This is a genomic window from Pseudomonas sp. ZL2, from assembly GCF_054788455.1.
In genome coordinates this window covers 182078-203097 of record NZ_JBGOGX010000008.1, presented here as the reverse complement: position 1 = coordinate 203097, position 21020 = coordinate 182078, and the positions used below count along the sequence as shown (strand labels likewise).

Genomic DNA, 21020 nt, shown 5'->3' with positions numbered 1-21020 from the left:
ATATCCATTGTGGGAGCCGGCGTTGCCGGCGATCGAGCCCGCAGGGGTCGCAATCCGCCGCTCAGATCACCCGCGCCGGATGCTGCTGGCGCGGGTCCCCCAGCAAGCCACGATGCGAAGGCGGCTGGCGCCCGCCCGCTTCGCTGATGCCATAACCCCCGGCTATCTCGGCAGTGATCAGGGTTTGCCCGGAATAGCTCATCAACTGCGGATCGTTGAGCAGCGCATGAATCACTCGCCCATTGAACTGCGGGGTCTCGGCATCGGCGAGGAACGCCTTGTACTGCTCACCATGTTGTTCGCCGGCAACCCGCGTGCGTTCGGTCAATTGCGGGCCGAGCCACAGCGACAAGGCCGCCACGCCCTGGCCTTCAAAATCGATGGCCATGTCGGCGGCCAGCTTGTCGCAGCCGGCCTTCTGCGCGCCATAGGCCGGCCCGTGCATGTAGCAGCCAGCGCCGAACGAGGAAGTGAAACACACCAGCCCCTGGCGGCTGCGCAGCAACAACGGCGCAGCATGGTAGCTGGCGACATAGGCCGAACGCAGGCCGACATCGAGGATGCGCACCAGCTCCAGCGGCTTGGCCCAGAACGGCCCCGGCTCGATCAACTGGTCATGGATGAAGGCCGCGTTGTTGACCAACAGATCCAGGTGCCCGCATTCGCGTTCAACCTGGGCGAACAGCGCCTGCACCTGGGCATCGTCGCCATGATCGCAGGTCACCGCGATGCCCTGCCCGCCCACGGCGCTGATGGCCTGGGCGGTGGCCTGCAGGTCACCGTCCAGGGCGTGGCCATACAAACGTGAACCGCCCTGCCCACGAGCGCGGCCGGTAATATAAACGGTCATGCCGGCCGCGCCGAGGGCCAGGGCGATGCCTTGGCCGACACCGCGACTGGCGCCGGTAACCACGGCAACCTGCCTGTGTTGTGTATTCATGGGGTGCATCCTCAAGAAACCAGTGCCACCTGGGCCTGGGGGTTACTGGCAAGCGCGCCAATGTGATTGGCGGCCAGGTAGCCGAAAGTCATGGCCGGGCCGAGGGTCGAACCCGCCCCCGGATAGGTGCGGCCCATCATCGATGCAGCGCTGTTGCCGATGGCATACAGGCCGAGGATCGGTTGGCCGTCCTCGTGCAATACCCGCGCATGCACATCGGTCAGCAAGCCGCCTTTGGTGCCGATGTCACCGGCGTCGACCCGCACCGCATAGAACGGCGCCTGCAGCAACGGCGCCAGGCACGGGTTGGGCTGCACGCCAGGGTCGCCGTAATAGCGGTCGAACAAGGATTCGCCCTTGGCGAAATCCTCGTCGCGACCCAGGCTGGCCATGGCATTGAAGCGCTGCACGGTACGCGCCAGGCCGGCAGGGTCGACACCGATGCTGCTCGCCAGTGCTTCGAGGCTGCTGGCCTTGTGAAAGTAGTCGCGCAGGTGCCGGGGCAACTGCCAGTCGCGCTGGGCATAGCCCGGCAACAGCGCACCACAGGGATATTTGCGGCGAAAACTGGCGTCAAAGACCATCCAGCACGGCACGCTGCTGGCGCCTTCACGGTTGTTGGCATACATGGCGTAGACGATGTCGGTGTAGGGCGCAGCCTCGTTGACGAAGCGTTCGCCAGCCGCGTTAACCAGAACGCACCCCGGTAAGGTACGTTCGACGAACAGTGCGCGCTGCTTCTCTTCGCCCTGCACATGGGTGGTCGGCGCCCACCAGCTGTGTTCCATCAGCGCGGTACGCGCACCCACTGCCTGGCCTGCACGAATGCCGTCGCCAGTGTTGTTCGGCGGCGTCGCGCTCCAGCTGGCTTGCGAGGGCTGCGGGTGGTACTGGTCACGCATCGCCTGGTTACGCTCGAAGCCCCCGGCGGCAATGATCACCCCGTGACGCGCCTTGATCCTCACCAGTTTGCCGTCGCGGCGGACCTGGGCGCCGCCGATCCGCCCGTCGACAATCAGCAGCTGCTCCAGCGCACAGTCGAGCCACAGCGGTACCTCTCGGTCGAGCATCGAGCAGCGCAAGGCCCCGACCAGGGCATTGCCCAGGGTCAGGAAGCGATCCCGGCGCGACAGCTTGCGGCCCTTGCGGTCACGCCAGTAGCGCCACATCACCCGCAGGGTCAGGCGCAGCCAGCCCTTGCCGCGACACAGCAGTACCTGGGCTTCTTTCATGGTCATGGCCATCCGGCCCATCATCAGCGTGCCCGGTGACGGCGCACGCATCTTGAGGAATTCGTCGCCCAGCTGCACCGCGTCGAACGGCAAGGGGTCCATCGAGCGATAGCCGGGCTTGCCGCCCGGCACTTCGGGGTAGTAGTCGGCATATTGCGGTTGCGCCTCGAAGCGCACCCGCGAGTGTTGTTCGAGGTATTCGAGCATCCGCCGGCCCTGCTCGACATAGGTCTCGATGCGCCCGTCGTCGATCTCGCCATGGGTGACGGCCCTGAGGTAGGCGATGGCTTCTTCGGCCGAGTCCTGCCCGCCCAGGGCGCTGATGCGCGGGTTGTTCGGGATCCAGATACCGCCGCCGGATACCGCCGAGGTACCGCCGTATTCGCTACTTTTCTCGATCAGCAGGGCCTTGAGCCCCAGGTCGTGGGCGCGCAGGGCGGCGGTCATGCCGCCGGCCCCCGAACCGATCACCAGCACGTCGCAACATTGGTCCCACTCGATCCCGGCTTCGTTCATGTGTTCACCTTTTCCAGGGCAACAGACAACAGGCCGCGCCGGCTGTCGGCCGGGGGCATTGGCCCGCTGATTGTTCGGTGCCCGGCACCGGCCAACATCGTCCGATGGGACTAGCGCCAACGCCCTGCTCACTCGGCGGTTTCGCTTAGTCCGCTTGGACGATGTTGCGCCGCCAAGGGGATTCCATAGTCGCCCCAGCTTCACCTCCCACCTTGAATACGGCGGTCGGGCAGGTCTGACCGCGGCATGAGGACGACATGATAAAAACAACAATCGCCCCACCTTCACTGAACACCTGCGTGCGCCTGGGGATGTTGATGCTGGCTGGCGGCCTGGGCAGCCCGGCCAGCGCCCTGACCTTCCAGGCCAACGATGACCTGAGCATCGACTGGGACACCACCCTGACCTACAGCCTGGCCTGGCGTACCGAGGGCCGCGACCACAAGCTGGTGGCCAACGCCGACGGCAACGATGGCGACAACGCTTTCGACAGGGGCAGCCTGATCACCAACCGCGTCGGCTTTCTCACCGAAGCCAACCTCAAGTGGCAGAACGACTTCGGCCTGTTCATGCGCGCTGCCGGCTTCTACGACAACGTCTACGACCAGGGCAACGACAACGGCACCGGTGCCTCCAACTGCCTGGCCAGCGGCAACTGCCGGCGCGCCGACCGCTTCTCCCAGGACACCATCGACCAGCACCGCGACGACCTGCGCCTGCTCGACGCCTATGCCTATGGCAGCTGGGACGTCGGCGGCCACAACCTCAATCTGCGAGTCGGCGATCAGGTGGTGAGCTGGGGTGAAAGTCTGTTCTACCCGGGCATCTCCGCCGCCCAGAGCCCGGTCGATGCGACCAAGGCCACCACCCCCGGGGTCGAGGTCAAGGAAGTGCTGCTGCCGGTGGGCCAGGTGTTTGGCCAGTTCAGCCTGACCGACGCCCTGGAGCTGCAGGCCTACTACCAGTACAAATGGGAGAAGACCGACCTGTTCGGGGTTGGCAGCTATTTTTCCAGCACCGACCTGATCGACCGCGGCGGCTTCAGCGATGCCTCAGGCTTCGTCACCCGCCTCAAGGACGACGAACCCAGTGACAGCGGCCAGTACGGCGTGGCCCTGCGCTACACCGCCGAGTCGCTGAACAACACCGAGTTCGGCCTCTACTACTCGCGCTACCACGACAAGAACCCGTCGCTGGATTTCCAGACCGACCTGGGCCATTACCGCGTGCGCTACTTCGACAACATCGACCAGTACGGCGCCAGCTTCGGCACCGTGCTCGGCGACACCAGCATCGCCGGTGAAGTCAGCTACCGCGACGGCGCGCCGGTGATGGTCGACAACGGTTTCTCCAGCCCCGTGCGGGCGCAGACCCTGCAGGCCCAGGTGTCGATGATCCACGTGGTCGGCCCGACCGCCTTTGCCGACAACACCACCCTGGTCGGCGAGCTGGTCTACAACACCGTGCTCGACAACGACGCCTCGACCCCGGTGACCCTGGCCCCCGGCCTGACCCTGCCCGGCACCGACAGCCTGGTCCTGGACCGCGACGCCTGGGGCTACACGGTACAGGCGACCTTCGACTACAACGACGTGTTCAGCGGCTGGGACATGTCGGTACCGGTCACCTACAGCAGCGCCGCCCAGCACGACAGCGCCCTGACTGGCTCGATCAATGCCGGGCAAGGCGATGAGCGCGCGAGCATCGGCACCACCTGGCGCTACCTCGGCAACTTCACCGTCGAAGCGCTCTACAACGCCTACCTGGGCAATGCCAACAATTCGCCCCTGGCCGACCGCGACAACGTCGCCCTCAACTTCAAGTACCGCTTCTGAAGCCCCTGATGGAGGAGCACCGCATGTCTACTCTCACGCATCCCTGGTTGCGCACCACCCTCGCGGCCGCCCTGCTCGGCGCAAGCCTGGCCCACGCCAATGTCAGCAACGACGATGCCGCGCGCCTGGGCAAGGACCTGACCCCGGTCGGCGCCGAACGCGCCGGCAACGCCGATGGCAGCATTCCGGCCTGGACCGGAAAATGGCGCGGCCTGCCACCACAGCTCAAGTTCGCCGGCCCCGGCACGCCCTACCCTGACCCTTACGCCGACGAAAAACCGCTGTTCACCATTACCGCGCAGAACGTCGAGCAGTACGCCGCCAACCTCACTGACGGCCAGAAGGCACTGTTCAAGCGCTACCCGAGCTCGTTCAAGATTCCGGTCTACCCCAGCCATCGGGACTTCAGGGTCGACCAGGCCAGCGAGGATGCCCTCAAGCGCAACGCGCTCAACGCCACGCTCAGCGCCGACGGCAACGATGCAATCAACGCCTTTGGCGCCTCGCCGTTCCCGATCCCGAAAAACGGCAACGAGCTGATCCTCAACCACAACATGCAGGCGCGGGCGACTACCGAAGAGGCCAACTACCAGCAGGTGGTGGTCTATGCCGACAACAACAAGGCCCTGGAAAAGGTCAACTACAAGATCTACTCGCTGTGGTCCGACCCCAAGCAGAGCGTGGAAAGCGTCAATGGCGTGTTCACCGACTTCCTGCTCACTACGCTTGAGCCGGTGCGCAAGAAAGGCGAAATCATCGTCGGCCACGAGTTCATCAACGCCGCCGCCCAGCCGCGCCAGGCCTGGCAGTACACCCCGGGCCAGCGCCGGGTACGCCGCGCGCCAACCGTCGGCTACGATTCGCCAACCGGCGCCGGCGGCTTTCGCGTCTACGATGAAGACCGCCTGTTCAACGGTGCCACCGACCGCTACGACTGGAGCATCGTCGGCAAGAAAGAGATCTACATCCCCTACAACAACTACAAGATCGACAGCCCCGAGGTGAATACCGCGCAGATCCTCTCCACCAGCGGCCATATCAACCCGGAGCTGATGCGCTATGAAAAACACCGGGTGTGGGTGCTGCAGGCGACGCTCAAGCCATCTGCCCGGCACATCTATGCCAAGCGCCTGATCTACATCGATGAAGACAGCTGGGCCGCGACCCTGGCCGACAACTTCGACGCCCGCGGGCAACTGTGGCGCACCAACATGCAGACCTCGGTGTACGCCTATGAGATCCAGCGTTTCCATGCCCGCCTGGGGATCTACCATGACCTGATCGCCGGCTCCTACCTGGTCGACCGCCTGCTCGACGAGCAGAAACCGGCCAAGCTCAACGCCAGCAACTTTGCCGCCGACGAGTTCACTCCCGGCAACCTGCGCAAGCTCGGTACCCGCTAACCCCCCACGCAGCAAAACCCAACGCCCCGCCCGATCCGGTCGGGGCGTTGGTCTTTCTCAGCGATAGCAATCCAGCAAACGTTCAGCGACTTCCTGCAACTGCGCGTCAGTCAGGCGATTGATCCCGGCAGCACGCTTGCGCCCGCCGCCGGAGGGGAACTGGCGGCAGAAGGCATCTGCCGCCAGCCCGGCATCTTCCGGCACCCGCAAACTGAACCCCCAGCCACCCTCGGCCCTGGCGCTGAGCAAGCCGATCGCCTTGCCTGGCGCCCCTGCTGCCAGCTGGTTGGCCAGCACGCCACTGACCCGACGCGCCCAGGGTTGCGCAGGCAAGCGGTAGATCAGCACGCCCTGGCCCGCCTGCCACGGCTCAAGGCCTGTGGCGGCGGCCATGTCGGCGGCATGGCCGCTGCGCAGGGTGGTAAAGCTGGTGCTGTGGCGGATGAAGTCCAGCGGATCGCGATACGGCAACAGCTCGGCGGCCAGCGCCAACGGCTCGAAGTGCAGGTCGGCCAGGCTGTCGCCATAGGCGTTGTAGTTGAGCAACAGGCCCAGTTCCTCCAGAGCGCGCACATCCTCTTCGTCCAGGCCATGTTGCGCCGCCAGCGCCAGCGCCGGGCCGGTCATACCGTCACCGAAGGCAGCCGCCACCGCCCAGCGGTGATGGCGCCCGCCCAGATAACGGTTGACCAGCAGGCTGGTACACACCTCGGCGGCGGTGTCGATGAACGACTCGAACGCCGGGTGGCGCGGCAGTTCGCCGGCAAAGTGGTGGTCGAAGTAGCGCACCCGGGCGCCGGCATCGAGCAGGCGCCGGGTGGCCTCACGGTTCTGTTCGTGGGCCACGTCCAGCACCGTGACCCGCTCGCCGGGCCCGGCCTGGACCCGGCGTAACAGCTCGATGTCGCGCTTGACCCCGCTGACCAGGTGCACCGTTGGCGCCAGTTCGCCAGCCAGACGCAGTTGCTGCAAGGCGCAGAGCCCGTCGGCATCGCCATTGAAGGCGCAGTGATCGATGGTGTTCATCTGCAGCCCTCCTCAGTACATCACTTCGCCACCGTTGGCATCGAGCTGCGCGCCATTGATTGCACTGGCGTAGTCCGATGCCAGAAACACTGCGGCGCGGGCGCACTCCTCGTCGCTGCGCATGCGCCCGCCAGGGATGCCGGCACTGAACTCGGCGCGCACTTGCGCTTCGCTGACACCGCGGGCCACCGCGCTCTGGCGCACCAGGGCCTGCACCGGCTCGCCCCACATCCAGCCACAGGCCAGGGCATTGACCCGCAAGCCGTGGGCCGCCTGTTCGCTGGCGAGATAACGCACGCTGGCGGCCAGGGCGCTTTTCGACGCGGCATAGGCGGCGCCGCCCTGATACGGTTTGCGCACCCCCAGGGTGTTGATCATGACGATCGCCCCCGCGCCCTGTTCGCGCATGGGCGCCAGCACCGCGCGGCTCATGTTCAGCGAACCCAGCAGGTTGACCTCCAGCGCCTCGCGCAGCGGGTCGTTGTCCGCCTCGTCCACGGCCTGGAAACCACCATGGGAGAAGGCGCTGTTGATCAGCGCATCGATACGGCCGAACTGCTTGAGGGTAGCTTCGGCGAAACGCTGGCAGGCCTGCACATCGGTGATGTCGGTGGCCACGCACAACACTTCGCAGTGTTCGGCAACGGCCTTGATGCGCTGTTGTGCCTCCAGCAGCCGGCCCTGGTCGCGGGCGCCGATGGCCACGGCCCGCGCCCCTTCGCGCGCGGCCTCCAGGGCCAGCTTGATACCCAGCCCGGGGCCGACGCCCGAAACCATCACGACTTTGTCTTTGAGTAGCATGGGATGACTCCTTTTATTGTTATGGGTTTGGCTCAGGCGTGGATATGCCGGGCGCGGTACTCGGCGTAGTCACGTTGCAGCAGCGCGTCGCTGAGGCCGAACTGCTCAGGGCTGTAGTGATGGGTGGCGCGTTTTTCCCGGCCGTTGGCGGCCAGCCATTGGTCCATGGCCGCGTTGACCGGCGCGGTGCATTCCAGGCCGGCGAAGCGGTAGATGCGCTCGACCACCGCCAGCGGTGCGGCCAGGGTGTCTTCGAACCGCACATCGAGAAAGCGCCCGGCCGGCAGGCTGTCGCGTACCGCCATGGCATGGCGCAGTGCCCGTGCCATGCGCCGGTTCCACTGCTCGCCAACGGCTTGGGCATCGGCCTGGGCGCTGTACAGCTGCCACAGGGTATGGATGAAGCTGGCCAGCGAGGGGATGGTTTTGCCCGGTTCGCGATGGGTAAGCACCACCTGCGCCCCGGGGAACACCTCGAACAACAGCTCCAGGGTATGCAAGTGCTGCGGGCTCTTGAGCAGCCAGCGCCGGCCCGGGGCAATGCCACGGCGTGCCTGCTGCCACTGCAGGAACTGCAAGGTGCGCTTGAGGTAACGGTAGACCTGGGTCTGGTCCTGGTGATCGAGCCAGGCGGTATAGCTGGGGACGTTGACGTAGGAGTCCATGGCGCAGAGGAACGAGTGCTCCATCAGCATGAACTCCTCGTCGGGCTGCTCGGCGTCCAGTGGGTGAATGGCCAGCAACTGCGGGAGGAGCTCGACCATCGCCGCTACTTCGGCACGCGCCCGGCCGATGCGCTGCAGCGGCTGTTCCAGGGTTTCCCCGCTCAGGGGCGCCGGGTAGCGGGTTTCCCACCACTGCGCCTTGCTGAACTGCGAGTCCACCGCCAGGGTGCGTTGCAGCAGCGTGGTACCAGTACGCGGCAGGCCGACGATCACCAGCGGGTCGTTGATCTCAATCTCGAGAATCTCAGGGAGGCGCCGACAGTGGTCTTCGATCACCAGGCGATTGACCAATTGCGCCAATAGCTTCTCGCGCAGCAGCAGGCGCCCTTGTGGCGATAATCGCGCTTCCTGCTCCAGGGCCTGCCCCAGTACTTCAAGGCCCTGGCGAAAATCGCCCGGGCCGAAATCGTCAAGACCGCCTGCGCGAGCACTGGCCTCGGCCAGCAGCAGGTCCAGGGAAAAATCGTTGCCGCTCATACTGCCAGCTCCTTGAGGTCATTGAGTTTGACCACGCGGGTGGTCGGCTGAACCGGTTGTTTGGCGCCAACCCAGCGCAGGCACAGGGTGCCGTGGGGGTGGCCGGCGGTTTCCAGCCAGTTGGCCAGGCCCGGGTCGCGGTGGCTGAGGACCATGCGCAGGCTGCCGTTCGCCGCAAGCTGCGCCGCATGCTTGTTCAGGCAGATGCGGTGGTAGCGGTAGTCGAGCGACTCCATCCAGTAGTTGTTGATCTGCAGGTTCCAGAAGTCGCAGGCCGGCATCTGGTCGACCTCGATCAGCAGCGCTTCGTCGTCGGCCAGTGCCCAGTACGAGTGGTAGTAGAAGATGTTCGGATCACCGCCCACTGCCTGGCACAACGCCTGGTCGGCGGCCGGCAACTGGTTGCTGTGCTGCTGGTAACCCTGGGCCCAGTCGGCGAACAGCCGTGCGGTGTTCTCGACGAAACCACCGACTCGCTGCAGGCTTTGCTGCAGGCGTGCGGCGTCCAGCGGCGCGGGTGCCTGGCCGCCATTCAGGCGCTCGATGTGCAGTTGCGCCGGCTGCTCACTGCTGCGATCGAGGAAGGTCTGGCGCACGATCAAGGCATTGCTCTGCGGCTCAAGGGGCAGCCAGTTACCGCTGGCCGGCGGGTGCTGGCTGAGGATGATCTCGAAGTTGCCCTCGGCATCCAGCTGCAATTGCCCGGCGTCGATAAAGCCGGTCTGGATCATCTTGCCGTCGGTTTCGTAACCACCCTTTTGCGAGCCAAAGCTCAGGTAGGCGACGCTGCCGCGCTGGCCGCTGACACGGTACTCGTGCTCACCGTTCAGGCGTGCATAGCGGTACAGGTTGTCGGGGTTATCGGCACCGATTTTGGCGGTTTCATGGGAGGGGGTGATGAACCCGGGAAAATCTGGATCGGCGAACTCCAGGTGCATCTCCAGGGCGATGCGCAGCAAGCGGGTCAGGTAGCGAAAGCCTTCGGCGCGGGTTTGCTCGTCGGCCGGAGCCTCGGCGCGCAGGATCTGTTCGCCGCTGCGGCGCAACTGCTCGCAAAAACGGGTCCAGCTCTCACCGCTGATGACCGCCTGTTGGGGTGTGTCTGTAGCCATGTCAGTCTCCTCTGCCGGCGGAGGGTCCGCCGTTGTACCCGACCTTAGGGAGGAGCCCGGCAGCGCGGCTTCGTCCGTGCGGACTAAACCGCCGATCTAGTCCGCCTGGACGAGGAGCCGCCGGGCACAAGCGGTGAGGATCGCGCCTGAGCCCCGGCTCACTGGCGCCCCCTTGTGGCGCGCAGTCACCCTCACAGGAGCCACCCATGAGTGCAGAAAAAAACCTGGTCCGTTCGCTGACCGTGGACATCGATGCCCCGGCCGAACTGGTCTGGGCGATCCTCATCGACCTGCCCGCCTACCCGCAGTGGAACCCCTACACGGTCAAGGTCGAGTCGAGCCTGGTGCTCGGCGAGCCGGTCAACCTGTTCCTGCCCGACCCACGCCGGCCTGGTGAGTTGCTGAAGGTGGTCGAACGCCTGGCCGACTTCGAGCCGCATCGCTTGCTGGCCTGGGAGATGCACGCCAGTGCCGACAACCCTGATGCGGCGCGGCGCGAGCAGTTGATCGAACGCAGTGGGCCAGCGAGTTGCCGCTACCACACCACTGACCAGTTCCTCGGCCCGACCGCCGACCAGGTCATGGCCGACCACGGCCCCTGGGTGAAACAGGGCTTCGACGCCGTGGCCGTGGCACTCAAGGCCCATGCCGAGCGGTTGTTCGGGTCGGCGCCTTGACCTTGTCCGTGTCGTCTGGATTGCGGGGCTAGCCCGTTCCCACAGGTACTGCATCAATGCTCAGAACAGCACTAAACCTGTGGGAGCGGGCTTGACCCGCGATGAGGCCAGTCCAGCATTCTTCGTCCAAGCAGACGAAGAAGCCACCGCCCCCCATTACCTACCGTGACGTTCAGCCGGTGCCAATCCCGGCAGAACTCGAGGAGGTATCCGATGTTGACTCATCTGCAATGGCTGGAAGCGGAAAGCATCCAGATCATCCGCGAAGTGGTGGCCGAGTGTGAAAACCCGGTGATGCTGTATTCGATCGGCAAGGACAGCGCCGTGATGCTGCACCTGGCGATGAAAGCCTTCGCGCCGGGCAAGCCGCCCTTCCCCCTGCTGCACGTGGACACCACCTGGAAGTTTCGCGAGATGATCGAATTTCGCGACAAGACCGCTGAACGTCTGGGCCTGGACCTGCTGGTGCATATCAACCCCGAAGGTCTGGAAAAGGCCATCGACCCCTTCACCCACGGTTCGGCCCTGCACACCGACGTGTGGAAGACCCAGGGCCTGAAGCAGGCCCTGGACCACTACGGTTTCGACGCAGCGTTCGGCGGCGCCCGGCGCGACGAAGAAAAGTCGCGGGCCAAGGAGCGGGTGTTTTCGCTGCGCTCCGAGCAGCACCGCTGGGACCCAAAACAGCAGCGCCCGGAGCTCTGGCGCCTGTACAACACACGCAAACGCAAGGGCGAAAGCCTGCGCGTGTTCCCGCTGTCGAACTGGACCGAGCTGGATATCTGGCAGTACATCTACCTCGAACAGATCCCCATCGTGCCGCTGTACTTCGCCAAGGAACGCCCGGTGGTACGCCGCGACGGTACGCTGATCATGGTCGATGACGAGCGCCTGCCACTGCGGCCTGGAGAAACCCCGGAACTGCGCAAGGTGCGTTTCCGCACCCTGGGTTGCTACCCGTTGACCGGCGCCATCGACAGCGACGCCGATAACCTGCCGGCGATCATCAGCGAAATGCTGGTCAGCCGCACCTCGGAACGCCAGGGCCGCCTGATCGACAGCGATTCGGCCGGCTCCATGGAGAAGAAGAAGCAAGAGGGGTATTTCTGATGAACGCGATCACCGAAGCACGCAATGGCGACCTGACGCCCTACCTGCAACAGCAACAGAACAAACAGCTGCTGCGCTTCATCACCTGCGGCAGTGTCGACGACGGCAAGAGCACCCTGATCGGCCGCTTGCTGTATGAGTCCAAGGTGCTGTTCGAAGACCAGTTGGGCCAGCTTGAAGCTGACTCGAAAAAACTCGGCACCCAGGGCGAGGAGCTGGATTTCGCCCTGCTGGTCGACGGCTTGAGCGCCGAGCGCGAGCAAGGCATCACCATCGATGTGGCTTACCGTTTTTTTGCCACCGAAAAGCGCAAGTTCATCGTTGCCGACACCCCCGGCCATGAGCAATACACCCGCAACATGGTCACCGGTGCGTCCACCGCCGACCTCGCAGTGATCCTCATCGATGCCCGCCAGGGCCTGTTGACCCAGACCCGCCGGCACAGCTACCTGGTGTCGCTGCTGGGCATCCGCAAAGTGGTGGTGGCGATCAACAAGCTCGATCTGGTGAGCTATTCGCAGGCAGTGTTCGAGCGCATTGAAGCCGAGTATCGCGCCTTCGCCGCACAGATCGGCCTGCAGGATATCCAGTGCATCCCGCTCTCGGCACTGCGCGGCGACAACATGCTCGAAACCAGCCCCAACACCCCCTGGTACCAGGGCCCGAGCCTGCTTGCGCACCTGGAAGACGTGCCGCTGGAGCAAGCCCGGCAGAGCCAGGCGCCGTTCCGCTTGCCGGTGCAATGGGTGAACCGGCCGAACCTGGATTTTCGCGGCTATTGCGGCAACGTTGCGGCCGGCAGCGTGCGCGTCGGCGAGCGCATCCGCGTGCTGCCTTCAGGCCAGCAGAGCGAGATCACCTGCATCCTTGGCAGTGCCGGAGAACAGCAGCAAGCCCTGTGCGGCCAGGCCGTGACCCTGACCCTGAAGGACGAAATCGATATCAGCCGCGGTGACCTGATCGCCCTGGCCGACGCCCCGCCGGCCGTCGCCGACCAGTTCGAGGCGACCCTGGTATGGATGGACGAAGAAGCGCTGCTGCCGGGCCGCCCGTACCTGATGAAGATCGGTTGCCGCACCGTCGGCATGAGCTGCGCCAACCTCAAGCACCGGGTCGATGTGAACAGCCTCGAGCACCTGGCGGCCAAGACCCTGGAGCTGAACGGCATCGGCGTGTGCAATCTGCACCTGGACCGGCCGATCGCCTTTGATGCCTATGCCGACAACCGCGACACTGGCGGCTTCATCGTCATTGATCGCCTGAGCAACCGCACGGTCGGCGCCGGCATGCTGCACTTTGCCTTGCGCCGGGCGCAAAACGTGCACTGGCAGGCCATCGACGTCAACCGCGAGGCCCATGCCGCGCTCAAGGGCCAGGCGCCACGAATGCTGTGGTTTACCGGGTTGTCCGGCGCGGGCAAGTCGACCATCGCCAACCTGGTCGAGCGCAAGCTGCATGCCCTGGGCCGACACACCTACCTGCTCGATGGCGACAACGTGCGCCACGGCCTGAACCGCGACCTGGGCTTCACCGAAGCCGACCGGGTGGAGAACATCCGCCGGGTGTCGGAGGTGGCCAGGCTGATGCTCGATGCTGGCCTGATAACCCTGGTGTCGTTCATCTCGCCGTTCCGTGCCGAACGCGACATGGCCCGGGGCCTGGCGGGCGATGGCAATTTCCTCGAGATCTTCATCGATGCGCCGCTGGCCCTGGCCGAGCAGCGCGACCCCAAGGGCCTGTACCTGAAAGCCCGGCGTGGTGAGCTGAAGAACTTCACCGGCATCGATTCGCCCTACGAGCCACCGGTGGCACCGGATATCCATATCGATACCCAGCACGAGACTGCCGAGGTCGCTGCCGAACGCATCGTCGAGGCCCTGCTGGCGTTGTAACGGCGACCGGGCGCAGCGTTGCACCCTGGTGCGTGCGCTGCGCTCATCAGCGCCCGGCCATCTAAGCCAAACGGACGATTTTGTCTCCCTGACCCAGGTCGATACTCGAGCCATAACGACACGCAGCCAAAGAGGCGCGCATGACCCTGCCCTTTCCTACCTGCCCGGACCTGCACGCCAGCCTCGACATTGCCCCTGCCGAGCTCAGCAGCCTGCTCGGGCTGGTCTATCACGGCCCGCTGGAGTCGACGCCCTGGGCCAGTTTGCTGGACGTCCTGCGCCAACGCTTCGCCGCCAGCTTCTTCACCCTGGTGCTGCGCAATCCCGACCACCAGCGCCCCGGGCTGATCGTCAATGCCTCGGTACATGGCCCGCTGTTGCCTGGCGAGCCCTCCTACAGCGAGCATTACTATTCGATCTGCCCGTTCATCGACTGGCCCGTGGACCAGGTCGCCAGTGCCGACCAAGTGCTGGGCACCGAGGCCTGGCTGGGCCATGAGTTTTACCGCAACTACCTGCGGCCGCTGGACCTGCGCCATGTACTGGTGGCCAACATGCGCACCGCCGCCGGCATGCACTGCGCCCTGTTCGCCTGCCGCGACCACGCCAGCGAGGATTTCAATCAAGCGCAGATCAACTTGATCCGCCTGTTGTTGCCGCACCTGCAACAGGCTGTAGACCTGCACTCGGCAGTGGATCAACTGGATGCCGAGCGCCAGCTCTATGCGGCCACCATCGACCGCCTGATGGTCGGCACGGCCATCCTCGACGAGAACGGCCGGATGATGCGCTGCAACCGCGCCGCCCAGCGCCTGTTTGACAGTCGCGACGGCCTGGAGTGCAGGCACGACAAGCTGTGTGCCTTTGCCAGCCATGAGAACCGCGCGCTGCAGCATGCCATCCAGGCGGTGTTGAAACAGCGCCAGCGCGGCCTCGACGACCTGCAGGTGCTGACCCTGACACGGCCCAGCGGCGAGATGCCGCTGAACCTGTTGCTGCGCCCGATTGCCATGAGCTACCAGGCCCAGAACGGCACCCGGCGCCCGGCCGTGGCGGTGTTCATCCGCGACCCGGCGGACTCGCCACAGGCCTCGCGCAACCTGCTGCGCAGCCTGTTCCAGTTGACCCGCACGGAAACCGAGGTGGCCATGCTGGTGATGGATGGCCAGACCCTTGATGAGACGGCCGAAGCACTCGGGGTATCGCGCAATACCGTGCGCGCCCACCTGCGCGGTGTCTTCGCCAAGACCGGCGCCACGCGCCAGGCGCAACTGGTCAAGACCTTGCTCAACAGCGTGGCGTCGTTGGGGTAGTGGTTGGCGCCGCCCGTTTGAGTAGAATAGCCGCCGTAGCGCTAGCATCCCCCTGCGCAATTGCGCCTTTGAACGATCAATGGATGATCCTGTTGAAACCCCTCAAGCACCGTTTTCTCGCCATCCTCATGCAGGTCGATCTCAACATTACGATCTGGACCGGCGGCCTCTACATGATCTGGGTGCTGTTCGACCGTGATGCAACGCGGTACTTCGAAGCCTACGTAGTCTTTGCCATCGCCGGCCTTTGCCTGTTCTTCTTCACCGCGCTGTTTGTGCGCTGCCCGGAATGCAACAAATCCATGCACCATCTGTACAAGCCGGGAGAAGGACTGTTGATGCACCGCGGGTTACTGCCCCACGAGGTCTTCACCCAGAAGCTGATCGAGTGCCCCGAGTGCAACCAGGTGGTGAAGTTTCGCGATTAGCGCAAGCTGATAACGATCTTGCGTGCGAGCATGCCCACCAGCATACCGGCGATGGTCAGCAGCACATCGGCGGTGAACTTTGCCGAGTAGTCAGGCGCGTAGATACGGTCATGGGTGTAGAAGGTCGGGCCGGTGTTGAACACAGCGTGATAGCCATTGGGGAAGAACGCCACCGCGCACAGCACCACGATCAAGCCCAGGGTCCAGGCGCCGGTGCCGTCGTAGGACTGGCTGCGGAACCAGAGGAGAATCCAGGTGAGTACGCCGGCGAGGACCGGCGTCCAGAACTGCGAAGTGAGGGCGCTGTAGAATTCCAGGGTGAAATACATGGGTTTGCTGAGTCCTTTCGGTGACGCCAGTGGAGAAGGTTGGATGACGCGCCTTGAAACGCGGCGGCATGCTATCACGCCGGGCACGACACCGGCGCTCCTGCTCAGCTTCAGCCCTGCGGCGCAATATCGACCTTTTGCAGCCGGTCCAGCCCTACCCCGTAGAAGAACGAAAACGGCCGCCCGGCCTGATACGCGTAGTTGCCACACATCTCGCGCAGGCCCTGGCGCCCGGCGTCGGCCATGTCGAAGGGCTGGTAGGGGTGCTCGCCAAGCGATCCGAACTCAATCGTCAGCCAGGTCGAGCGAAACTTGCCATAGGACATCTCGCTTCCCACGCTGACCTTGAGCCCACCCGTCTCGAGGCGCTCGCGCAGGTCACGGTCGTCAAAATACAGGCTGGCAGGCACGCGCAGGGTCAACTTATCGTGGGTGAGAATGTCCATGCCGCCCTGTAGTTGCGCGCTGTCGGCCTTGAAGCCGGTGATGACGAACGGCAAGGCGCTCTGCACGAAACTGTCGAGCTGGCAGCCCACTTCGGCCTTGACCGTGCTGCTACCGGCGAAGGCATGGCGCCGCTCGCTGTCGCTGATGCGGGTATCGAGGCTCGTCTCGTAGGGAAAGTCGAACCACAGCGGTATTACCTTGCGTCCCATCGCGACGACGTTGGCAGGGGCCGGGCCGATTTCCCGCCCCGCTGCATTCATTCGTTTGGCCTGGCTGTAGTCCAGCTGCAATTGCACACTGGAGACCACCGCCTTGCGCGCCTGCAGGATGGCATCGAGCTGGCTGGCCAAGGCCTGGCGCTGCGCGGCGCTCAGGGCTGGCTCAGGGCCACGCAGCACGAGGGTGTCACTTTGCTGGGGATCGAGTTCGATCTGCAGCCGTTGCGTATCGATGTGCTGGGCGGCCAACAGCTGCTCGACGGCCTGGCGGTAAACCTCGTGTACTTGCCTGGCGTCATCGCGAGGATGGGCACCGCCGTGGAACTGCAACTTCGCGAGCACCACCCTGGGCTCCTTGAGCAGGGCCACAACGAGCAATACACACAGCCCGATACCCGCACCCACCATCAGCTTCCATGCAGCACGTCGACTCATTACAAGCCTGCTCCTTGACTAAGACATCCGCAGTACACACTGCGGGCGCGGATAATAACCGCCATTAGCGCTTATTGCTTGTGCGGCAAACGGCATTGTTACTGTTTCACCAATAAAGCTTTCAGCCCCGGGCGTTTATCCCCAAACACCTCCGGCCTAAACTGAAATCAGTTTCCAGGCAAAGCCCCTGCCCCGCTTCCCAAATTCCTTGCCGACAGGTCTTGTTTTTGCCTGGGTGACGGCAAGGGTATGATGGCGCCCTGCTTGAATGGAGAGCGCCGCAAGCCATGGACGGATTCTTGAGTAACCTGGTCAAACTTCGAATTGTTCTAACCTTCGGCGCGATTGCCGGACTGTTGCCCGTCACCCTGGTGTTTATCTGGGGGGCACTGTTCTTTCTCGCTGGCGCACTCGGCTCACTGGCGTCAACAGGCTGGCTCGCCTGGGCGATCATTCTGCTGCCGATCTCGATGTCAGTGTTCTGCCTGTGGACGAGCTGGAAAATCTACGCGATCTCAATGGCCACAACCCCCGAAGTACGCTACAAGCGCCTGCTGATTGCCGGGGTGGTCGCGACCGCACTTTGGGGCGTGCCGTGGGCCTACTTTGGCCGCACGTTCCCAACGACAATCTATATCTTCATGATGCCCGGGATTACAGCGGCGGCGATGCTGGCCATTGCACTGAAAAGAGAACAGGCCGTAGCAAAACAGCTGCAGAGCTGATGCTGGAACTGCACGTCGACTAGAAGGAACACCATGCGTATTCATGTATTGAACATGCTGCTGCCTCTCCCGTTGCTGGTGATGATGGCGTGTGCAAGCGCCGCCCTTGCCCCGCCGAGCGAAAAAGCCTTGAACCTGTTACTGGCGGACGAATACCAGGCATCGATCCAGGAAGCGGATCGCGTGCTTTCAAGCGATCCTGGCGATAGCGAAACCTTGAATGTCAAAGCCCGGGCAGTGTCGGCCTTGGGAGATGATCGCCAGGCAATACGGCTAATGAGCCAAGCACTTGCAGCGGCCGAACGCAACGGCCAAGTATCGCTCAGCCAGCAGGCGACCTACTGGAGCAACCTTGGTTACTTCCACGAGCGACTGGGCAACTTCGAGACTGCCCTGAGCCAGCATCAGAAAGCCTTGGACATGCGCATCGCAGTACTTGGCAACGATGACCTGCACACCGCCGACAGTTACAACAACCTAGGTACGACGTTGAGCAAACTGGGGCAGTATGACCAGGCCATCGACAACCTTGAAAAGAACCTGGCGATCAGAAAGCGGCGGCTGGGTGAACACGACGCGTCGGTAGCCACGGCACTGAATAACCTGGGTTTTGCCTACCACCTTCAGCACCGATACCAGGACGCACTGGGCTATTATCAGCTGGCACTGGATATCGACCTGGCCAACCATGGTGCGAACCACCCTAGCGTCGCCATCCGCTGGAACAACATCGGCGACGCCTACTTCGGCCTTGCACAATACGACAAGGCCGAAGCCTTCCTGAACAAGGCACTGAGCAGCGACATCGCATTCTTTGGCGAGCGTCACCCCAAAGTGTCGCTGCGCTATTACAACCTGGGCAAAATCCATGAAGCCAGGGGTGACACCGGCAAAGCCCGCAGCACCTATACGCAAGCCCTCCAGATAGCCCGACAGTTCTACCCCGAGGACAACTGGCAAATCCGGCATTTACAGGAAAAGTTGCAGGGCTTGGGTAAGCAGGCAAACTAACGGGCGCTGCTGTTGGCGTTGCGTCAGGCGTACTCCCAATCCCGCTCCAGATACTCGACCTGCGCTGGCAACAGTTCACGTAACAGCGCCAGGCACTCTTCGAACATTGCCTTGTCGGGCAAACGCAGTTCGAAGCCGATGGACAGCTCACTGATATGCGGGACCAGGATGCGGCGCTTGCGGTCAATGGTCAGGTAGCGATACTGCTCCCAGCCGGGGCCGTGCTCATGTTCCGTACAGGCTTCGGGCGAAGGCGGCGCCATCTCGCGGGTGAGCAGGATGTAGGCGATAAACAGCGGCGTCAGCAACAGCCACCAGGTGCCGGTCGCCACCGCCAGCCAGAGCATCACCACCGCTTCGATCACCACAACCACCACGATGGTGATTCTGGCGGCGCGATCGGAGCGTACGTACTTGCTGATCGTTATACCGTCGCGGGTGAGCTGGAATGAGAGGTGGGTTCTGACCGTTAATAACAGCAGCATCAGGACGTACATAACGGCACATATCCCGTAGACCCAATTGTCGCCCCCCAGCCAACTGAGCATACCGGCTACCCCGAGCATCCCGATGGTAATCGCCAGGATGCCATTGCGCAGGTCCTTGGGCGCAATGAGGCGAGCCTTGATCGACCAGTTCATCAACGTTTCGGGGGGTGAAGTTGCAAGGGAATCGGATGGATCGGTCGGTTGTGGGTTTTGCACGGATATCCTTATCGTGAACAATGCTGCTGATGCCTACCCCTCAAGCTTGTCGACGCCTCGAGCAGAACTCGATCGCGACCAATACTACACCGGGAACAAGCAAGCCCAGGCCGGTGTAAGCGAATGCAGGTTGCCCGGACAGGCCCACGGCAATAAAGCCTGCGCCCATGGCGATGAGTGGACCGCCGGCAAGGATGAAGGGCTTTTTGCTGGGGTTGTTCATATCAATCCTCCTTGTTGATCTGGCGTCATGTTAAACCAGATTGTCCCATGCACTTTCAAAAGACAGGTAAACAATGAAGCAAACCAGGCTGATTCGCCACGGTGAAAGCGCCGCAAACGCAGGCGAAGCCAGTCGCGATCACGCAAGCATTCCCCTTACGCAGAAGGGTGTCGAACAAGCGCAACGAGTAGCCCGGTCGTTCACCCAGGCGCCGCAGTTGATCGTTGCCTCACCGTTCTCCCGAGCCCAGGCAACCGCCAAGGCGACGGCCACGGCCTTCCCTGCTGCAGCGTTCGAAACTTGGCCAGTTCAAGAATTCACCTACCTTGAACCGGCGCGCTGCGCCAACACCACAGTTACCCAGCGGCGGAACTGGGTCGAGGCGTATTGGGCCAAGTCAGATCCAGCGTTGCGGGATGGCGTGGGAGCGGAGTCGTTTTTGGACTTCGTCTCTCGGGCAAAAGTATTCCTGGATCGACTCGCCGCGCATCCTGCCGAGGATATTGCAGTGTTTTCACATGGGCAGTTCATCAATGCCGTTGTGTGGTTGCTTGAGCGCAAGCCAACGGAAATCGATGGTCGGGCAATGACGGAGTGGCGAGAGTACGAGATTGCCAACCCTGTGCCGAATGGCGGGGGGTATCAGTTGGTTTGGGATTCAGACGATGCCAGGTTTCGGGCACATGCCCGCACGCCCTGATTGATCGCTGAAGACGCCGCTACTCCACGCTCGTTGCCCTGGACCGCTCACACGCCACCCTCAGCCGTTCATGAGCATCGGGCGGCATCGGCGCGGGGCTGGGCTGGGCTGGGCTGGGCTGGGCTGGGCGGTAGCCAAATGCAAAAAAGCCCAGCGCGGGGCTGGGCTACTTTACTAACGATGGACAGATAGAAGTAGACGCCTCAACGGTCATTCTTTGAGGACGAGCTGACTGCATTTCTCAGTCCTTTGGAATTATGATCGCCTGGAGTAGTTCGAGAAATAGCCGTCGACTTTGACAGGCCACGAGTATCCTTGGAGTGGGCGATACCAGAGGTGGCGGAACCATGGCCATTATCGTCGTTGCGGTCGCTGCCGTAGTGATTGCCGCTCACGCCATGATCGCGGGTTGCCTTACCTGCATGATCTCCACCAAAGCCATCACCCTTGCTGCCTTGACCGCCCCGGCCTCCGCCATTCCCGCCATGCCCGCCGCCATTTCCTCCACCATGGCCACCGTCTTTCGCGTAGGCTGAGCCAATGGGCGAAAACTCGGCAGGCAGCAGCGCAGTTGCCCCCAGTGCAAACGCACACGCAAAAACAGCTACAAAGGTTTTTCTCATGATTCGAACGCCTCCAGAGGCGATGATTGATGTGCCATATGATTCAAAGTCAGCGCTAAAGTTCTGGTGAGGCGACGGAATGCGTCCATGCGTTCGCGAGCCCAAGATCCGACACAAG

The 21020-nt window shown here is 63.4% G+C and carries 21 protein-coding genes and 1 pseudogene; 11 read left to right on the top strand and 11 right to left on the bottom strand.

All coding sequences use genetic code 11. The features are described from left to right. Positions 1-61 precede the first annotated feature (61 nt). Both ABM562_RS10105 and ABM562_RS10100 read right to left on the bottom strand, forming a co-directional pair. Positions 62-940, bottom strand: coding sequence for an SDR family NAD(P)-dependent oxidoreductase (locus ABM562_RS10105; protein ID WP_115087675.1), 879 nt, complete (start codon positions 938-940; stop codon positions 62-64). Between the two features lie 11 nt (positions 941-951). Next, entirely contained in the window at positions 952-2688 is a 1737-nt protein-coding gene (locus tag ABM562_RS10100) for an FAD-dependent oxidoreductase (RefSeq protein WP_115087676.1), read from the bottom strand. A 257-nt stretch (positions 2689-2945) separates the two neighbouring features. Between ABM562_RS10100 and ABM562_RS10095 the strand changes: the two genes are divergently transcribed. Together ABM562_RS10095 and ABM562_RS10090 are read left to right on the top strand one after the other, a co-directional pair. Next, positions 2946-4523, top strand: a complete 1578-nt coding sequence (locus ABM562_RS10095; protein WP_134063248.1) for a DUF1302 domain-containing protein — start codon at positions 2946-2948, stop codon at positions 4521-4523. A gap of 23 nt (positions 4524-4546) precedes the next feature. Then, positions 4547-5926 carry a DUF1329 domain-containing protein gene (locus tag ABM562_RS10090; RefSeq protein WP_115087678.1) on the top strand — a complete coding sequence of 460 codons (1380 nt, stop codon included), beginning with the start codon at positions 4547-4549 and terminating at the stop codon, positions 5924-5926. A gap of 57 nt (positions 5927-5983) precedes the next feature. Here the strand turns inward: ABM562_RS10090 and ABM562_RS10085 are convergent, their stop codons facing one another. Genes ABM562_RS10085 through ABM562_RS10070 form a run of 4 tightly spaced genes read right to left on the bottom strand, consistent with a single transcriptional unit; the run spans position 5984 to position 10067 of the window. Continuing rightward, positions 5984-6952, bottom strand: a complete 969-nt coding sequence (locus ABM562_RS10085) for a DHH family phosphoesterase (RefSeq protein WP_115087679.1) — start codon at positions 6950-6952, stop codon at positions 5984-5986. 12 nt (positions 6953-6964) lie between these two features. Beyond that, a complete protein-coding gene (locus ABM562_RS10080) occupies positions 6965-7753 on the bottom strand; it encodes an SDR family oxidoreductase (protein WP_115087680.1) in 789 nt (262 codons plus the stop codon). A 32-nt stretch (positions 7754-7785) separates the two neighbouring features. Next, positions 7786-8955 carry a sulfotransferase family protein gene (locus ABM562_RS10075; RefSeq protein ID WP_460421761.1) on the bottom strand — a complete coding sequence of 390 codons (1170 nt, stop codon included), beginning with the start codon at positions 8953-8955 and terminating at the stop codon, positions 7786-7788. Continuing rightward, positions 8952-10067 carry a DUF1214 domain-containing protein gene (locus tag ABM562_RS10070; protein WP_134063252.1) on the bottom strand — a complete coding sequence of 372 codons (1116 nt, stop codon included), beginning with the start codon at positions 10065-10067 and terminating at the stop codon, positions 8952-8954. The genes ABM562_RS10075 and ABM562_RS10070 overlap by 4 nt, the downstream gene beginning before the upstream one ends. Before the next feature lie 206 nt (positions 10068-10273). Here ABM562_RS10070 and ABM562_RS10065 point away from each other — a divergent pair, with 206 nt between their 5' ends. The 5 genes from ABM562_RS10065 to ABM562_RS10045 all read left to right on the top strand — a co-directional run bounded on the left by ABM562_RS10065 (position 10274) and on the right by ABM562_RS10045 (position 15487). Further along, complete coding sequence (locus ABM562_RS10065) at positions 10274-10744, top strand: SRPBCC domain-containing protein (protein WP_115087683.1); 471 nt, start codon at positions 10274-10276, stop codon at positions 10742-10744. 165 nt (positions 10745-10909) lie between these two features. Continuing rightward, a complete protein-coding gene (gene cysD, locus ABM562_RS10060) occupies positions 10910-11854 on the top strand; it encodes a sulfate adenylyltransferase subunit CysD (protein ID WP_275670885.1) in 945 nt (314 codons plus the stop codon). After that, positions 11854-13746 (top strand): sulfate adenylyltransferase subunit CysN, encoded by a 1893-nt coding sequence (gene cysN, locus ABM562_RS10055; RefSeq protein ID WP_460421758.1) that lies wholly within the window; start codon positions 11854-11856, stop codon positions 13744-13746. Before cysD ends, cysN begins: the two co-directional genes overlap by 1 nt. Before the next feature lie 140 nt (positions 13747-13886). Next, entirely contained in the window at positions 13887-15059 is a 1173-nt protein-coding gene (locus ABM562_RS10050) for a helix-turn-helix transcriptional regulator (protein WP_460421756.1), read from the top strand. 83 nt (positions 15060-15142) lie between these two features. Then, a complete protein-coding gene (locus ABM562_RS10045; protein ID WP_115087687.1) occupies positions 15143-15487 on the top strand; it encodes a hypothetical protein in 345 nt (114 codons plus the stop codon). Here ABM562_RS10045 and ABM562_RS10040 read toward each other — a convergent pair. Continuing rightward, the gene (locus ABM562_RS10040) at positions 15484-15816 is read right to left on the bottom strand and encodes a hypothetical protein (protein ID WP_134063258.1); all 333 of its coding nucleotides are present in this window, start codon (positions 15814-15816) and stop codon (positions 15484-15486) included. The two genes, ABM562_RS10045 and ABM562_RS10040, sit on opposite strands and share 4 nt — an antisense overlap. A gap of 110 nt (positions 15817-15926) precedes the next feature. Continuing rightward, positions 15927-16916 carry a hypothetical protein gene (locus ABM562_RS10035; protein ID WP_460421754.1) on the bottom strand — a complete coding sequence of 330 codons (990 nt, stop codon included), beginning with the start codon at positions 16914-16916 and terminating at the stop codon, positions 15927-15929. 299 nt (positions 16917-17215) lie between these two features. Here ABM562_RS10035 and ABM562_RS10030 point away from each other — a divergent pair, with 299 nt between their 5' ends. Both ABM562_RS10030 and ABM562_RS10025 read left to right on the top strand, forming a co-directional pair. Further along, the gene (locus ABM562_RS10030) at positions 17216-17641 is read left to right on the top strand and encodes a hypothetical protein (protein ID WP_134063262.1); all 426 of its coding nucleotides are present in this window, start codon (positions 17216-17218) and stop codon (positions 17639-17641) included. A 33-nt stretch (positions 17642-17674) separates the two neighbouring features. Further along, positions 17675-18652 carry a tetratricopeptide repeat protein gene (locus ABM562_RS10025; protein WP_233674300.1) on the top strand — a complete coding sequence of 326 codons (978 nt, stop codon included), beginning with the start codon at positions 17675-17677 and terminating at the stop codon, positions 18650-18652. Positions 18653-18675: 23 nt separating this feature from the next. On the opposite strand, the gene ABM562_RS10020 is transcribed toward ABM562_RS10025, so the two are convergent. After that, positions 18676-19356, bottom strand: a complete 681-nt coding sequence (locus ABM562_RS10020) for a hypothetical protein (RefSeq protein WP_134063266.1) — start codon at positions 19354-19356, stop codon at positions 18676-18678. Between the two features lie 40 nt (positions 19357-19396). Beyond that, positions 19397-19579, bottom strand: coding sequence for a hypothetical protein (locus ABM562_RS10015; protein WP_134063268.1), 183 nt, complete (start codon positions 19577-19579; stop codon positions 19397-19399). 73 nt (positions 19580-19652) lie between these two features. On the opposite strand from ABM562_RS10015, the gene ABM562_RS10010 reads away from it, so the two are divergent. Together ABM562_RS10010 and ABM562_RS10005 are read left to right on the top strand one after the other, a co-directional pair. Beyond that, positions 19653-20279 (top strand): histidine phosphatase family protein, encoded by a 627-nt coding sequence (locus tag ABM562_RS10010; protein WP_460421751.1) that lies wholly within the window; start codon positions 19653-19655, stop codon positions 20277-20279. A 347-nt stretch (positions 20280-20626) separates the two neighbouring features. Then, entirely contained in the window at positions 20627-20815 is a 189-nt protein-coding gene (locus ABM562_RS10005; protein ID WP_167458909.1) for a hypothetical protein, read from the top strand. On the opposite strand, the pseudogene ABM562_RS10000 reads toward ABM562_RS10005, so the two are convergent. Continuing rightward, positions 20765-20902 (bottom strand): annotated as a pseudogene (locus ABM562_RS10000) (hypothetical protein); the annotation flags it as partial. The gene ABM562_RS10005 and the pseudogene ABM562_RS10000 sit on opposite strands and share 51 nt — an antisense overlap. Between the last annotated feature and the right edge of the window lie 118 nt (positions 20903-21020).

What these genes read in the sequence shown, in the direction of transcription:
- ABM562_RS10085 (WP_115087679.1), bottom strand. Translation starts at nt 6,952, where the DNA reads ATGAACACCATCGATCACTGCGCCTTCAATGGCGATGCCGACGGGCTC.
- ABM562_RS10105 (WP_115087675.1), bottom strand. Translation starts at nt 940, where the DNA reads ATGAATACACAACACAGGCAGGTTGCCGTGGTTACCGGCGCCAGTCGC.
- ABM562_RS10050 (WP_460421756.1), top strand. Translation starts at nt 13,887, where the DNA reads ATGACCCTGCCCTTTCCTACCTGCCCGGACCTGCACGCCAGCCTCGAC.
- ABM562_RS10080 (WP_115087680.1), bottom strand. Translation starts at nt 7,753, where the DNA reads ATGCTACTCAAAGACAAAGTCGTGATGGTTTCGGGCGTCGGCCCCGGG.
- ABM562_RS10010 (WP_460421751.1), top strand. Translation starts at nt 19,653, where the DNA reads ATGAAGCAAACCAGGCTGATTCGCCACGGTGAAAGCGCCGCAAACGCA.
- ABM562_RS10040 (WP_134063258.1), bottom strand. Translation starts at nt 15,816, where the DNA reads ATGTATTTCACCCTGGAATTCTACAGCGCCCTCACTTCGCAGTTCTGG.
- ABM562_RS10065 (WP_115087683.1), top strand. Translation starts at nt 10,274, where the DNA reads ATGAGTGCAGAAAAAAACCTGGTCCGTTCGCTGACCGTGGACATCGAT.
- ABM562_RS10045 (WP_115087687.1), top strand. Translation starts at nt 15,143, where the DNA reads ATGATCCTGTTGAAACCCCTCAAGCACCGTTTTCTCGCCATCCTCATG.
- ABM562_RS10070 (WP_134063252.1), bottom strand. Translation starts at nt 10,067, where the DNA reads ATGGCTACAGACACACCCCAACAGGCGGTCATCAGCGGTGAGAGCTGG.
- cysN (WP_460421758.1), top strand. Translation starts at nt 11,854, where the DNA reads ATGAACGCGATCACCGAAGCACGCAATGGCGACCTGACGCCCTACCTG.
- ABM562_RS10005 (WP_167458909.1), top strand. Translation starts at nt 20,627, where the DNA reads ATGGCCATTATCGTCGTTGCGGTCGCTGCCGTAGTGATTGCCGCTCAC.
- ABM562_RS10035 (WP_460421754.1), bottom strand. Translation starts at nt 16,916, where the DNA reads ATGAGTCGACGTGCTGCATGGAAGCTGATGGTGGGTGCGGGTATCGGG.
- ABM562_RS10025 (WP_233674300.1), top strand. Translation starts at nt 17,675, where the DNA reads ATGCGTATTCATGTATTGAACATGCTGCTGCCTCTCCCGTTGCTGGTG.
- ABM562_RS10015 (WP_134063268.1), bottom strand. Translation starts at nt 19,579, where the DNA reads ATGAACAACCCCAGCAAAAAGCCCTTCATCCTTGCCGGCGGTCCACTC.
- ABM562_RS10075 (WP_460421761.1), bottom strand. Translation starts at nt 8,955, where the DNA reads ATGAGCGGCAACGATTTTTCCCTGGACCTGCTGCTGGCCGAGGCCAGT.
- ABM562_RS10095 (WP_134063248.1), top strand. Translation starts at nt 2,946, where the DNA reads ATGATAAAAACAACAATCGCCCCACCTTCACTGAACACCTGCGTGCGC.
- ABM562_RS10090 (WP_115087678.1), top strand. Translation starts at nt 4,547, where the DNA reads ATGTCTACTCTCACGCATCCCTGGTTGCGCACCACCCTCGCGGCCGCC.
- ABM562_RS10100 (WP_115087676.1), bottom strand. Translation starts at nt 2,688, where the DNA reads ATGAACGAAGCCGGGATCGAGTGGGACCAATGTTGCGACGTGCTGGTG.